This is a genomic window from Bradyrhizobium sp. MOS003 (genome assembly GCF_003020125.1).
Taxonomy (GTDB): domain Bacteria; phylum Pseudomonadota; class Alphaproteobacteria; order Rhizobiales; family Xanthobacteraceae; genus Bradyrhizobium.
On record NZ_PYFW01000003.1, the window covers coordinates 851,937 to 864,091 of the forward strand.

Consider the following 12,155-nt stretch of genomic DNA (forward strand, 5'->3'; position numbering starts at 1 on the left):
ACAGAGAGACGCTGCCGCGCTCCCGCCACAGACCGGAGGCGCGCATTGAACGTCATCTCTCATTCTCTGAATCGTTGCCGCAAGCTACCGCTGCTGGGGCGCGTGAGCGGTTCAGGACGATGGCAACAGTGCCTGGCGATGCGTAGCGCAAGCAAGGACATTGGTAATGACTGAGAACCGCAGCCGTGCACGTCAAGCGACCTCTCTTGCCGAACGTCTCGCAGCCGATGCAGCGAGGCTGCGTGAACAGGCCTCGCGCCTTGAACCCGGTGCGGAGCGAGACGCGCTTTTGAACAAAGCCCACCGCAACAAGATGGCCGCCGATATCAACGCGTGTCTGACCTCTCCGGTGCGCCGCCTTCCGGTATAGGCGTGCGAGACCCACGGTGCCGGTGCCGGCGGGCAAGAATTGCTCGCGCCGCTCGCTGAAGTCGATCATGTCGCGGCAGGTCCGCTCGCTTGCCAAGCCCGCTTGGGCTGGCCTGTCTTGTACGGCTACCCGTAAAGATATCCGACCGGCCTGCCTTCGGTGCGCAGCGGGCGGATGTCCTTCTGTGTGATGATCTGGCCGGCGAGACCGTCGATCTCGTCGCGCTGCGTCGGCGTCCAGCTGCGAAGATCGTTCATGCCCTTGAGGAGACCGAGCCGAAGCACTTGTGTGTTCTCTCCGACCGCAATGAGGCTGATCGAGCTCTTGCCTGCGGTCACGACGTCGCCGGCCGCGAGCTCGAAGGTCTCACCCGCCTTGTTCTTGAATTCAGCGCTGCCGCGAATGACGCGATAGATCACCACCTCGCCCTTGGCGAACGAGGCGGCGTCCGCTGATGACGATGTGCTCTTCGGCAGCAGCGACCCTCCGCGCGGGTCGGTTGCGATGATGTGGCCGGTCACGAGCTGGCCGCTCGGTGCTTCGATGCCGATGTCGCGCACGTAAACCGGCAGCGCCGATTTGATCGAACCGTCGCTCAGCGGCTTGAACAGTGCATCCAGCGCCAGCGGATCCTGAAGCCAGAAGCCGGCATTGGCCGGTCGATCGTGCAGCGGATGGCTCCAGGCCACGCGCGGCGTCTCGGCTTCGTTGATCTGGTCGGGGCCGACGATGGTGGGATTCGGGAAGGTGGTGGGATCGGTGATGAAGGCTTCGAGGAATTTGCCCGAATAGCCCATCGAGACCGGATCCGGCGCCACCGTCTGCGGCGTCTTCAAATTCTCTTCGGTCGACAGTCCCGACCAGGTGTAGAACAGCTGGCGATGCACGATCGCGCTTTGCAGCATCACAGCGCCGGGGCCGACATTGTAGAAGCGCCCGTCATAGTCGAAGGTGAACGCGCCCGAGGTCACCAGCACCAGCTGGAAGCCGCCGGGTGGAAGGTGCAAGTGGAAATCGGTGGGACCTGTGTCGGGGCGGTAGATCGGCAGGTTGGTCGCGACTTCGTGGAGCAGGAAGGTTTCGTTGTTGGCGTGAAAGCCTTCGTTGGCGCGATTGTAGAGTGCCTGCGGGCGATAGGTCGCCTCGAATTTCGCATTCCGGTCGCGGTCGATGGCGACGAAGTCCTGCATGTTGAGGCGGAGCGGCGCGCCGTTCGGATGGGTGAGGCCGGTGGTCCTGAGATCGCCCGCATGCACGTTCATGACGTTCTCCGCTCTGCGCCGTTGCTTCGCTGGCAATGTCATTGCGAATTTTGGGCCAATTGGTTTGCGAAGCAGCAAGCGGCCCCGGCATCGCGATGCGGATGTGCCGGTTCGGGGGAAATCCGGTGGTTGCACGGGAGGTTAGATCGACGGCTGCTTCTGATCGTCGGACGCGTGCCGGGGCCGCGCGGTTCGGGCGCGGCGAGGGGGGCCTGTCTAATTTGTCGGCAAGCTCGCCAACGCGCGTGCAACGGCAGAGGCCACGGATCGGCGCGAAGCCATCTCAGGATCAGCGGTAACATCGCGACCTGACACCACGGCGATTGACAGATTGTTCATGGTTTGTTCTTATGCTGCGACCGAGATGGAGGCAGCCATGGACAACCGTATCAACGAAATTCGCAAAACGATCAGGGCGCTCCGCGTCAGCATGCGCGAAGCCGAAGCCATCATGCATGAGCAGATCAATCGCGCGGAGGACTGCAGCTTCGTGGCGCAGGAAGTCATCAAGATGCGCTCGGTCATGAGCCTGCTGGTGAAGGAGCGGACTGCGCTCGGCGATTACGAGCCGATCCTCGTGAACAATTTCTTCATCCCGCGGCGCCGGCCGACGCGAAAGCCGGTCGCGGCTCGTGCGCCGACGGTCGATTCCGTATTCCGTCCGCGCGTGGTGGCGCGGGCTTGACGCGGAGGGCGGCTCAATCGAAAGCGTGAGGCGCGGCCCGATCCGGCTTGCCGGCCGGGCTGTCCGCCCACTTTGCCATCTCAATGGTCCGCGCATCGACTCCCTCGCACCAAGCAGCTTGGCCGCGCGCGGCCGTTCTCGGACAGGATCGGGACCAGGCTGTGGCCGCAACCGGCGCACCAGGCGATGTCAGTCATGCATTCCCCCCCCCACGGCGTATCAAATTCGGAAATGACGTTCTCGTCCGCGAAGCTTGCGCGGGCGCTATGACGGCGCAGGCGCACTGCGCCCGATCGGCGCGATCGTCCCCGAGATCGTCGTCGTAGCAATCCATCGTGACACGGCTGTGATGTCGTCGCCATTTTCGCGGTAGGCGCGAAGCTGGAATTCGGCCGAGCTGCCGCGCTCCACGATGGTGCGGCAATGCTCGATCTCGGCTGTGCAGCCCAGCACCTCGGCGTCCCCGGCGGTGTCGTCGATGATTCGGGAGAGCATCTCCGCGATGTTGACCGGTCCATCCTTGGAGGCAAAGATGCAATCGGTGCCGTAGCGCTGGGCGCGCCACTTGTTCTCCACCGCAATCGCGCGTTCGACCGCGGTGACCTCCTTCGACAGATGGGGCCGCAGATAGAGGTGGCGCGTCAGGCAGCGATAGAGCGAGGCGATGGCGACGGCGTCGTCGACCAGAGTGCAGGTGTCGGGCGCGCGAAGCTCGAGGGTCGGGTGCCGCATCGAGGGGCGCATCGCCCACCAGATGTGGCTCTCGTCGGGAACGACGCCGGAGCGCTGCAAGGCGCCGACATAGTCGTCGTACTCCTGCCGGCTCTCAAACAGTTCGGGCAGGCCGGTGCGCGGCAGCTCGGAATAGGCGGCGAGACGGTAGCCCTTCAGTCCGGTCTTGTGCGAATTCCAGAACGGGGAGGACGCGGACAGCGCGATGAACAGCGGCAGATGCGGCAGCATCGCCCGCATCACCGCCATGCGCTTCTCGGGATCGGGCAGCTGGACGTGCACATGCATGCCGCACATCATGTTGCGGTGGCCGATGCTGCGCAGATCCTCGATCATCTCCTCGTAGCGCGGCTTCGGGCTCGGCTGCGACATGCGCCACACCGCGGTCGGGTGCGTGCCGCAGGCCATGATCACGTAGCCATATTGTGCGGCGACGTTGGCGACTTCTCGCCGCAGGAAGCGAAGCTCTTCGCGGGCGTCGTTGACGTCGACATGGACGTTGGTGGCGACCTCGAGCTGGGATTGCAGCATCTCGCGCATGGCCTGGCCGCCGGTCGACCAGTTCGCCGACTCGAACAGCTCGTTAGGCGTGCGGATCGCGACCTCGAAACTGCGGCGGTCGGCCAGGAAATACTCCTCTTCGATGCCGAAGGAATATTCAGCAGCCTTGCCGCCGCCACCGGCAGAGCGAATCACCAGATGCTGCTTGTCGGTCGAAGAATCGAGGCGCAGCAGTTTCAAAACATCCGAAGCAAAAGTCATTTCCCACCCGGCAAAGGTCACCTGCGGGCACTAATCCTCTTGGCGGGGACGGGTTCCCTGTCGGCGCTACTGCAAATTGTCGCGTCGAACGGAACAATCTTCACGCTTTCGGACGCGCGCGCGATGAGCGCGTGATTTGGCGGCACTTCGATCCAATCCGATTCCTTGTCGAACGGTTCGGACACCACGATGACCTGACCGCCGTCCTCCCGGTAATAGAGCGTGTTCGCGGCGTCGTTGACCGCAACTCGAAACGCATAGAGATCCCGGCCGTTGGCGATCGCACTGGTGAAGCGCAGCCGTTCGCGCAGATTGCCTTCGTTGACCAGGCCGATCAGGGCGTGCAGCACGCGCTGCGTCGCTCCGAGCGGATCGCCGTCGAGGCCGGCCCCCATCATCGCCAGGAACACGGCTTCCGAATCGGTCGTGCCCAGCCGCGACGGATAATAGGCATCGGGGATCAGCGCTTCGACCTTGCGACGTAGCCGATTCCAGCTCCCGACGAATCCGTTGTGCATGAACATCCAGTGGCCGCAGGCAAAGGGATGGCAATTCTGCCGCGTCACCGCCGTGCCGGTCGCAGCCCGCACATGGGCAAAGAACAAATGCGAGCGCAGATGCCGGCAGAGATAGCGCAGGTTTTCGTCGGACCACGCCGGCCGCGTCTCGCGGTAGAGCCCGGGCTCCGGATGCTCACCGTACCAGCCCAGACCAAAGCCGTCGCCGTTCGAGCCCGCCGTGGATTGCAGCGATCGGATGCTTTGCGCGACCAGCGAATGTTCGGGCTCGGTGACGTAAGGCTCGAACGAGGTGGTCTCGCCTCGGTATGCGATCCAGCGGCACATGAGGTTCCTGTCGGGGATATGTCCTGGCAGCACCAACAAACAGGCCCGGGCTGCGTTCCCGGCGAGATCCGGTCGCTCGCGCCGCTAGTCCCGGCCGCCGAGCGTTTCGCGATAAGCCTTGCCGTAGGGATAAAAATGCTCCTTGCGGCCCTGGTCCCAGAGCGCCCTGAATCCGGGCGCTGTGATGTCCCAATCCGGGCGGCACTTCATGCCGACGGCTCTGAGGTCCTGGCGCAATTCTTCCATCGTCGGACGCCCGAAGAACCAGTAGCCGTTGTAGATCTTGTGAATGACGAGGCGGGGCTCCAGCACGACGACATGCGGAATCATCGGATTGTGGAGGGGATCGGTGTATTCGGCGATGTCGAGGTCCTTCTGGACGATCCGCCTGGGGTCCGAGAGGAAGGGCCAGTGCGCGCCGGCGCCACTGCGATATTCATTGGTCTCGGTGATGGTGTCGGTGGTGATCGTGACCAGCCGGCAATAGCCGACCTCCATCTCGCGATGGAGCTGAACCAACCCTTCGGTCTGGCGACGATCCTTCGGGCAGAATCCGCCGCGGCCGAGCACGACGATCATGGGATCGTCCCCTTGCAGCTCGGAGAGTTTGCGGTGCTTTGCGGTGTGGTCGCTGAGTTCGTAATCCGGGAAGGTCACTCCCGGCATGATGTCAGTTCGCATCGAATCCTCCTGTGTCCGGCGCCGATTTTGTCTCTAGAGATCGATCACGACGTCGCCTTGTGGTCGTGCGCAGCAGATCAGCAGATTTCCCTCCGCCGGCGGGTCGAGCGGATCCGGCGCGTAGCTGACTTCTCCGGCCACGAGGCCGCTCTCGCAGTTGTGGCACACGCCCGTCCGGCACGACCAGCGCACCGGGACATCGCATGCCTCGGCGAGCTCGAGTAGGTTGGCGTAGGAAGGCCCCCAGCAGACATTGAGGCCGCTGCGGGTGAACGACACCATCGGACCCGGGCCCGGGGCTCCGGTCGGCTGATGTGGAGTCGTCTTCGGCGCGGCGGCGATACCCGGCGTCAGCGAGGGCTTGCTGCCGAACAGCTCGGTGTGAATGCGATCGGGCGCGACACCCAGCGCGGCGAGGCCGGTGGTAAGGTCGCTCATGAAGGCCGTCGGTCCGCAGAGATAGAAATCGCCGTCCCTGGGGACGTCGAGCATCTGGAGCCGCTGCCGATCCAGACGACCCGTGCTGTCGAAGTCGGCTCCTGGACGGTCGGCCGGATCGGGCGCGCTGAAGCAGACATGGCTGTGATGATGGGCCAATCCTGCAAGGAGCGCGCGCGTCTCGGCCGCGAACGGATGCTCGCGGCCGTTGCGTGTGCCATGCAGCCACCAGACATCCCGCGTCGTGCGTTCGGCGGCGAGGGCGTGCAGCATGGCGAGCACCGGCGTCACGCCGATACCCGCGCTCAGCAGCACCACAGGCCGCGCATCGGCATGGAGCGTGAAGCTGCCGCGCGGCGCACCGACCGGCACGATATCGCCAGCCTGGATCGTCTCCGCGACATAGAAGCTGGCCGCGCCGTGCGCCTCGCGCTTGATGCTGATGCGATAGGATGCGGCGTCGGCGCGGCTCGACAGCGAATAGCTGCGCGTCATCGCCGATGGCCCCAGCCGCACGACCACGAATTGACCGGGCAGGGCGGCTGCCAACTTCTGTCCGTCCGCAGGCTCGAGCATCAGCGAGGTCACGCTGGCGCTTTCGGCGATCTTGCGCGTCACGCGAAACGGGCGGAAGCCGCGCCAGGCCGGCGCCGGGAAAGCCGCTGGGCCGAGCCCGGCGTTTCCCGCGGCGGGGCCGTCCTGCTGCGCCAGCAGTTCAGCAAAGGAGTGATTCCAGCCGGGGCTCAGCGCCGGAATTTTCAGCGCGCGCGCAAGGCGCTCGGGCGGATGAGGCGGCAGGTAAAGCAGCGCATCGATCTCGGCGACGCTCATGCCTTCCGGACCGCTCTCGACCTGCACGATCTCGTCGCCGGCCTCGACGTCGCCTTCCTCGATGACACGGAAGTAGAAGCCCGGCCGGCCGTGCTTGACGAGCAGCGCGGGCATGTCGGGCTCGTCCATGCGAATGCCGAGCCGGTAGCAGGTGACGCGCGGCTGCGTGACCTCGAACAGGGCCGATCCGATTCTGTAGCGATCACCGATGCAGACCTCGGTGTCGGCCAGGCCCTCGACGGTGAAATTCTCGCCGAATTGACCATGAACGAGGTCGGAACGGCCGAGATGTTTCTGCCAGTATCGATAGGACTCGTCTTGATAGACGAAGACGGCTCGCTGCTCGCCGCCGTGACCCGCCGTATCGCCCTGGCCGTCGCCATCGATGTTGAGCCGGCGTACCCGGCGCGGGCCTGTGACGGAGGTCTTCCAGATTCCGGTATGGACGGTCCTGCCTTGCCAGGCGACGTCGCGCGGCAGGCCGACATTGAGGGAGAGCAGACGAGCCATCGGTTTCCTCGATCGCGGATGCATAGTCCCCGACCTGGCGGGGCGCCTGCACGGTAATCTGCACCCTAATCGGATTGTGGGCCCGTTAGTGATTGTTAGACGTTGCGAGCCGACCGTCGGCAAAATCGCTGTTCCTGGGCGCGCCGTGCAGAGCCGCAACACGAGGCTGGATCAGTCAGCCTGCAACCATGGAACCGATGCGGCGGCTGGTCGCAGCCGTGCTGCCTTGATTCCGACGGACCCACCTCTATCTCTGGTACGAACAAGAATCCGGGCCCCTCTGGCGAGGACGCCGACCTAGTCGGCAAACCTCGCGATGTCGGATGACCTGTCCCGCGCGAATGCGATGGATCGGCCGATTGTCGGGCCTCGTTCTTTATCTCCGACCATTCGTCCCCATCGCAGCTCCGTGCGGTCATTTCGCAAATTGAGGAGCAACGATGACTGACGCCAAGCATTTAAATTCCATCGAGATCGAGATCACGGAACCGTCCAGCTTGAACGAGCAGGCTGCCGCCGCGCTAGTGATCGTGGGCGCGCTGGTCGCGGTTGCCGACCGGCGCGTTTCGCCCGTCGAGCGCGACGAGGTGATCCGCTTCGTCCGGGATCGCAAGCTGGCGCCGCACATTCCGGAGGAACGGCTCTATGCCATGTTCGACGAACTCGCCGAACGGCTCGAAGAGCCGGATTTCGCCAATGTCGTGATCGACACGCTGCGGCCGGTTTCGAACCTGCCGCTCTCGTCCCATCTGATCGAGCTGTCGGAGCGCGTTGCTGCGGCGGACGAGGACGTCCATCCCCATGAAGTGCAGGCGATCAAATTGTTGCGTTTGCTGACGCTGGTGCTGCCGCGCGCAAAGCCGGTCAACTCGCCTAAGGAGCGCCTCGAACAGCCCTTGGCGACAGAGGAATAAGCATGAGCGCAGCATCGGACGAGCGTCGCAATGAGGCCGCAGGTTCCGCCGGCGAACTGGCCGGCGGTGACCCGCGCCTCGACAAGCTTGTCGATCGGCTGCCGCCACGCATGGGTGACACCGTCACCTATCTGCTCAAACCATCGAACCGTTGGGTCAGAATTCCCTCGGGTGCGCTGCTCATTGCCGGCGGCGTGCTTTCCTTCCTGCCGATTCTCGGCGTCTGGATGCTGCCGCTCGGCCTCGCGCTGCTTGCCGAGGACGTGCCTGCGCTGCGTTCGTCGCGTTCGAAGGTCCTGGATTGGGTCGAGCGAAAGAAGCCGCATTGGCTCGATCCGTCCGCGCCCAAAAAATGATCGAACATGTTTGAATTCATCACACCCGAAGCGCTCACCGCACTGCTTCAAGTCGTCCTGATCGACCTCGTACTCGCCGGCGACAATGCCGTCGTCATCGGCCTTGCCGCGGCGGGATTGCCGGCCGAACAGCGCCGCCGTGCCATCATCGTCGGCATTGCCGCCGCCACCGTGCTGCGCATCGTCTTCGCGGGCGTGGCGACCCAGCTCCTGCAGGTCATCGGCCTGTTGCTCGCCGGCGGCGTACTGCTGCTCTGGGTGTGCTGGAAGATGTGGCGCGAGCTGCGCGAGCAGGCGGCGCACTCCAACGAGCTCGCATTCGGCCATGGCGGCGGCGCGGCGGCTGCGCCGGCGCAGCGAAAGACCTTCGGCCAGGCTGCGGTGCAGATCATCGCGGCCGACGTCTCGATGTCGCTCGACAACGTGCTCGCCGTCGCCGGCGCCGCGCGCGAACATCCCTATATTCTCGCCTTCGGCCTGTTGCTGTCGGTCGCGTTAATGGGCGTCGCCGCCGACCTGCTCGGCCGCGTCCTCCAGAAGCAGCGCTGGATCGCCTATGTCGGCCTCGCGATCATCATTTATGTCGCCTTTGAGATGATTTATCGGGGCTCACTCGAGCTCGCGCCTGTCATCGCGAGTCTCTGAGGCGATATCTTTACAATCCGGAGTAGTCCATGACGTCCGACCCCAAAGCACCTTCGGCGCAGCCCGTGCCGCCGCGCCTCGGCGTGTTCGCCCAGCTCATCTTCGGCTCGCGCTGGCTGCAGTTTCCGCTCTATATCGGCCTGATCGTCGCGCAGGCCGTCTACGTGCTGCTGTTCCTGAAGGAACTCTGGCACCTGGTCGCGCACTCCTTCGACGCCAGCGAGCAGCAGATCATGCTGGTCGTGCTCGGGCTGATCGACGTCGTCATGATCTCCAACCTCCTGATCATGGTGATCGTCGGCGGCTACGAGACCTTCGTGTCCCGGCTGAACCTGACCGGCCACCCCGACGAACCGGAATGGCTCAGCCACGTCAACGCCAGCGTGCTCAAGATCAAGCTCGCGATGGCGATCATCGGCATCTCATCGATCTCCCTGCTCAGGACCTTCATCGAGGCCGGCAATCTCGGCACCACGCGCAGCAATTTCACCGAGACCGGCGTGATGTGGCAGGTGCTGATCCATCTGACCTTCATCATCTCGGCGGTGGGCATTGCCTGGGTCGACCGCCTCAGCGAGAGCGGTCATCGCAAGGAAGCCGGCCACGGCTGAACTCGCGCGGAAAACCCTTCCGACGCGATGACGGGCAGACAGGTTGCGGTGCGGCCGGATCAGGGAGGGGCCCTCCCGGCCGTCACGCCGCCAGGGTTCCGTGGACCCGCCCCAGCGCGCGCTGAAGCGCTGCAAAACAGCCTGCATCGATCTGGGTGCCGACCATTCCTGACATGATTCCCATAGCTTGGGTGATGGACATGGCGGCACGATAGGGGCGGTCGGCCGTCAGCGCATCGAATATGTCCGCGGTCGTGATCAAGCGGGTTTCCAGGCTGATCTGGTCTGCTTGGAGGCCGCGCGGATATCCCTTGCCGTCCAGCCGCTCATGATGCGCGGCTGCGATCGGCGCGAGGTCGCGGAATGCGCCGATGCGCGACAGGATTGCTTCGGAATGCGCCGAATGCATCCTCATGATTTCCCATTCGGCGTCGTCCAGCTTGCCCGGCTTGTCCAGGATCGCGTTGCTCACCCCGAGCTTGCCGATGTCGTGCAGCAGCGCGGCACGCTTGAGCTTGCGCCGCTGCTCGGCGCTGAACATCAGCTCCTCGGCGATCAAATCCGTGAACAGCGTCACGCGCTCGCTGTGACCGCTGGTGTAAGGGCTCTTGGAATCCACCACCTGGGCGAAGGCAGCTGCAATGTCGTCGAGATAGTCCTCGTCGATCGGCACGCTCGCTTGGGCCGGCGCGTGGGAATTGGCGCACTCCCGACCGCCGTCGGTGCCGAGCATGTCCAGGAAAGCGGGGCTTGCCGCCACGCGCTCGAAAGCCGCAACCAAATCGGGATCGAACCATACCCCCGACCGGTTCTTTGCTTCGCGTAGCGCGGCCTCGGGTCCGTTCGCGACGTGGAACACGTCGACGACCTGCGCCAGCAGGGCAATGCGCGAATAGATCGGAATGGCAGTGCCGGACAAGCCAAGAGGCTTGCCGCTGCCGTCCCAATGCTCGTCCAGATTCTTGATGCCTTCGGCGACCGGCTCGGAGAAGCGCATCTTGCGGGCGATGTCCGCGCCGCGGTGGCAGCGGGTCTCGATCAACTCGCGCGCGATCTCGCCGCCGTTCTGAAAGATATTGACGATGGCGCGGAACCGTTCGGCCAATCCGGCCTTCAGGCCGGTATGGCTGAGCACGAAGCGCAGCGCCTGAGACAGGCTGCCGTCGATCAGCTTGAAGTCCTGCTTGAAGGTGAGATCGTCGGTCAGATACAGCTCGCAGATGCGGGCGGCGTTGCTGCTGCAGCCGAGATCCTTCAGCAGCAGCACGTAGTACAGCTCGGTGATCTCCTGCTCGCCAAGGCCGATGTGTCTACCGATCTCGACGCCGATGTGACTGCATCGCACGCAATGCCCTGCCGGCTGTCCCTCGGTCAGGTCGAGCGCGTAGCTCAGAGCGCTCAACAGTTCCGCGAGCGTGACCTTGTCGTGCAATCCGTGGTCGGGAGGCGGTCGTTCCATGGTCGAGGCTCCGGGGCCACTTTCGCGGCCTATCCGGGCCGGTCCGATGTCCAAAAAGCGGACCTCACCACGAACGAATTAACAGGCGGTATGTCCAGCGGCGAGCATGGCACCGCTGCGATCGACAATTCAGCGAACCCGAGGCGGGCGGGTGAACTTGGCCGTCCGACGCCGCCCGATCCGAAATTCCCAGGCCACCTGATCCGGTGAGTGGGTAGGATCTCGAGATCGATAAAATCGTCGGCAATCCGATCAGCGGCGGCAAACCCTGCGGACAAGTCCTGCACGGACTTAAACCTCGGCTTTGGAACCGCCGTGCATGCTCCCCGGCAAAAAGGTGGGGCATCAACATGTCAGTTTTCAAGGAGGTCGCCGCTGCGCTCGCGGGAGTCTATGCGCTCCTGTTCGCCTGCGACGCATTGTTCGGGGTCGGCGAGGCACGCTTCGACGACGCATATTACCGCGCCAGCTTCTACGCGCCGCGGCCGCAGGAATTCCGCTTTGCAGCGGGCACCACGCCGGCCGCCCGCGTCAGCGATGCCTTCGCGCAATTCTCGGCGGGCGAGGTAAAGCCGAACAGGCGTTACTCGTCCCTGACGACGATCATCCGGTAAGCTGCCGCTCATTGATCGGCTATCCGCCTCACGTCCGGTTTACTGCCGGCATCGGGCGACGAGCGGATGGCTTCCGAGGTCGCTGATGGGTCGCGGCTGCGCATCGGAAATCGCAAGCCTTCAGCGCTGCCACGGAAACGCCGAGCCGCGGCCGGGCACGATATCTACAAGACCTTGTGTTAACCGACAGGCAGAACATGCCAGAGGTGGGGCAATCCCCATCGCCAAAAATATTCCACTTTACCGAATTTCGGAAATGGCGTATGTGTCGCCTCAACCCGGCCCAAGGAAGAGGGCGTATCGCGATCGTCACGAACGCGGGCCGGGCGGCGGTGGACGTAGGTCACATCGGCGCCAAGGATTTTGCAGGGCGGGCAACCGTGAGCGAAACACCTGGCGCGCACGACCGGTGTGATCGGCGTACGGCAAAATCGTGTGGT

At 64.2% G+C, this 12,155-nt stretch carries 13 protein-coding genes; 7 read left to right on the forward strand and 6 right to left on the reverse strand.

Annotated features, from left to right (window positions below; translation table 11 throughout):
• Positions 1 to 166 precede the first annotated feature (166 nt).
• Entirely contained in the window at positions 167 to 370 is a 204-nt protein-coding gene (locus C7G42_RS18755) for a hypothetical protein (protein WP_106950403.1), read from the forward strand.
• 125 nt (positions 371 to 495) lie between these two features.
• Here C7G42_RS18755 and C7G42_RS18760 read toward each other — a convergent pair whose 3' ends face one another.
• Positions 496 to 1,632, reverse strand: coding sequence for a hypothetical protein (locus tag C7G42_RS18760; protein WP_106950404.1), 1,137 nt, complete (start codon positions 1,630 to 1,632; stop codon positions 496 to 498).
• Positions 1,633 to 2,008: 376 nt separating this feature from the next.
• Here C7G42_RS18760 and C7G42_RS18765 point away from each other — a divergent pair, with 376 nt between their 5' ends.
• Complete coding sequence (locus tag C7G42_RS18765; protein WP_106950480.1) at positions 2,009 to 2,317, forward strand: hypothetical protein; 309 nt, start codon at positions 2,009 to 2,011, stop codon at positions 2,315 to 2,317.
• Between the two features lie 264 nt (positions 2,318 to 2,581).
• On the opposite strand, the gene C7G42_RS18775 is transcribed toward C7G42_RS18765, so the two are convergent.
• The 4 genes from C7G42_RS18775 to C7G42_RS18790 all read right to left on the reverse strand — a co-directional run bounded on the left by C7G42_RS18775 (position 2,582) and on the right by C7G42_RS18790 (position 7,116).
• Entirely contained in the window at positions 2,582 to 3,811 is a 1,230-nt protein-coding gene (locus C7G42_RS18775) for a carboxylate-amine ligase (RefSeq protein WP_106950405.1), read from the reverse strand.
• Positions 3,812 to 3,828: 17 nt separating this feature from the next.
• Positions 3,829 to 4,656 (reverse strand): class II glutamine amidotransferase, encoded by an 828-nt coding sequence (locus tag C7G42_RS18780; RefSeq protein WP_106950406.1) that lies wholly within the window; start codon positions 4,654 to 4,656, stop codon positions 3,829 to 3,831.
• 84 nt (positions 4,657 to 4,740) lie between these two features.
• Positions 4,741 to 5,337 (reverse strand): redoxin domain-containing protein, encoded by a 597-nt coding sequence (locus C7G42_RS18785; RefSeq protein WP_106950407.1) that lies wholly within the window; start codon positions 5,335 to 5,337, stop codon positions 4,741 to 4,743.
• A 33-nt stretch (positions 5,338 to 5,370) separates the two neighbouring features.
• The gene (locus C7G42_RS18790) at positions 5,371 to 7,116 is read right to left on the reverse strand and encodes an MOSC and FAD-binding oxidoreductase domain-containing protein (protein WP_106950408.1); all 1,746 of its coding nucleotides are present in this window, start codon (positions 7,114 to 7,116) and stop codon (positions 5,371 to 5,373) included.
• A 440-nt stretch (positions 7,117 to 7,556) separates the two neighbouring features.
• On the opposite strand from C7G42_RS18790, the gene C7G42_RS18795 reads away from it, so the two are divergent.
• Genes C7G42_RS18795 through C7G42_RS18810 form a run of 4 tightly spaced genes read left to right on the forward strand, consistent with a single transcriptional unit; the run spans position 7,557 to position 9,642 of the window.
• The gene (locus C7G42_RS18795; protein ID WP_106950409.1) at positions 7,557 to 8,030 is read left to right on the forward strand and encodes a tellurite resistance TerB family protein; all 474 of its coding nucleotides are present in this window, start codon (positions 7,557 to 7,559) and stop codon (positions 8,028 to 8,030) included.
• 2 nt (positions 8,031 to 8,032) lie between these two features.
• Positions 8,033 to 8,386 carry a hypothetical protein gene (locus tag C7G42_RS18800; protein WP_199580983.1) on the forward strand — a complete coding sequence of 118 codons (354 nt, stop codon included), beginning with the start codon at positions 8,033 to 8,035 and terminating at the stop codon, positions 8,384 to 8,386.
• 6 nt (positions 8,387 to 8,392) lie between these two features.
• Positions 8,393 to 9,031, forward strand: a complete 639-nt coding sequence (locus C7G42_RS18805) for a TerC family protein (protein ID WP_106950411.1) — start codon at positions 8,393 to 8,395, stop codon at positions 9,029 to 9,031.
• A 29-nt stretch (positions 9,032 to 9,060) separates the two neighbouring features.
• Positions 9,061 to 9,642 (forward strand): TIGR00645 family protein, encoded by a 582-nt coding sequence (locus C7G42_RS18810; RefSeq protein WP_106950412.1) that lies wholly within the window; start codon positions 9,061 to 9,063, stop codon positions 9,640 to 9,642.
• A gap of 82 nt (positions 9,643 to 9,724) precedes the next feature.
• On the opposite strand, the gene C7G42_RS18815 is transcribed toward C7G42_RS18810, so the two are convergent.
• The gene (locus C7G42_RS18815) at positions 9,725 to 11,101 is read right to left on the reverse strand and encodes an HD-GYP domain-containing protein (RefSeq protein ID WP_106950413.1); all 1,377 of its coding nucleotides are present in this window, start codon (positions 11,099 to 11,101) and stop codon (positions 9,725 to 9,727) included.
• 350 nt (positions 11,102 to 11,451) lie between these two features.
• Between C7G42_RS18815 and C7G42_RS18820 the strand changes: the two genes are divergently transcribed.
• Positions 11,452 to 11,715 carry a hypothetical protein gene (locus C7G42_RS18820; protein WP_106950414.1) on the forward strand — a complete coding sequence of 88 codons (264 nt, stop codon included), beginning with the start codon at positions 11,452 to 11,454 and terminating at the stop codon, positions 11,713 to 11,715.
• Positions 11,716 to 12,155 lie beyond the last annotated feature (440 nt).

What these genes read in the sequence shown, in the direction of transcription:
- C7G42_RS18800 (WP_199580983.1), top strand. Translation starts at nt 8,033, where the DNA reads ATGAGCGCAGCATCGGACGAGCGTCGCAATGAGGCCGCAGGTTCCGCC.
- C7G42_RS18790 (WP_106950408.1), bottom strand. Translation starts at nt 7,116, where the DNA reads ATGGCTCGTCTGCTCTCCCTCAATGTCGGCCTGCCGCGCGACGTCGCC.
- C7G42_RS18815 (WP_106950413.1), bottom strand. Translation starts at nt 11,101, where the DNA reads ATGGAACGACCGCCTCCCGACCACGGATTGCACGACAAGGTCACGCTC.
- C7G42_RS18780 (WP_106950406.1), bottom strand. Translation starts at nt 4,656, where the DNA reads ATGTGCCGCTGGATCGCATACCGAGGCGAGACCACCTCGTTCGAGCCT.
- C7G42_RS18760 (WP_106950404.1), bottom strand. Translation starts at nt 1,632, where the DNA reads ATGAACGTGCATGCGGGCGATCTCAGGACCACCGGCCTCACCCATCCG.
- C7G42_RS18785 (WP_106950407.1), bottom strand. Translation starts at nt 5,337, where the DNA reads ATGCGAACTGACATCATGCCGGGAGTGACCTTCCCGGATTACGAACTC.
- C7G42_RS18805 (WP_106950411.1), top strand. Translation starts at nt 8,393, where the DNA reads ATGTTTGAATTCATCACACCCGAAGCGCTCACCGCACTGCTTCAAGTC.
- C7G42_RS18775 (WP_106950405.1), bottom strand. Translation starts at nt 3,811, where the DNA reads ATGACTTTTGCTTCGGATGTTTTGAAACTGCTGCGCCTCGATTCTTCG.
- C7G42_RS18755 (WP_106950403.1), top strand. Translation starts at nt 167, where the DNA reads ATGACTGAGAACCGCAGCCGTGCACGTCAAGCGACCTCTCTTGCCGAA.
- C7G42_RS18820 (WP_106950414.1), top strand. Translation starts at nt 11,452, where the DNA reads ATGTCAGTTTTCAAGGAGGTCGCCGCTGCGCTCGCGGGAGTCTATGCG.
- C7G42_RS18765 (WP_106950480.1), top strand. Translation starts at nt 2,009, where the DNA reads ATGGACAACCGTATCAACGAAATTCGCAAAACGATCAGGGCGCTCCGC.
- C7G42_RS18795 (WP_106950409.1), top strand. Translation starts at nt 7,557, where the DNA reads ATGACTGACGCCAAGCATTTAAATTCCATCGAGATCGAGATCACGGAA.
- C7G42_RS18810 (WP_106950412.1), top strand. Translation starts at nt 9,061, where the DNA reads ATGACGTCCGACCCCAAAGCACCTTCGGCGCAGCCCGTGCCGCCGCGC.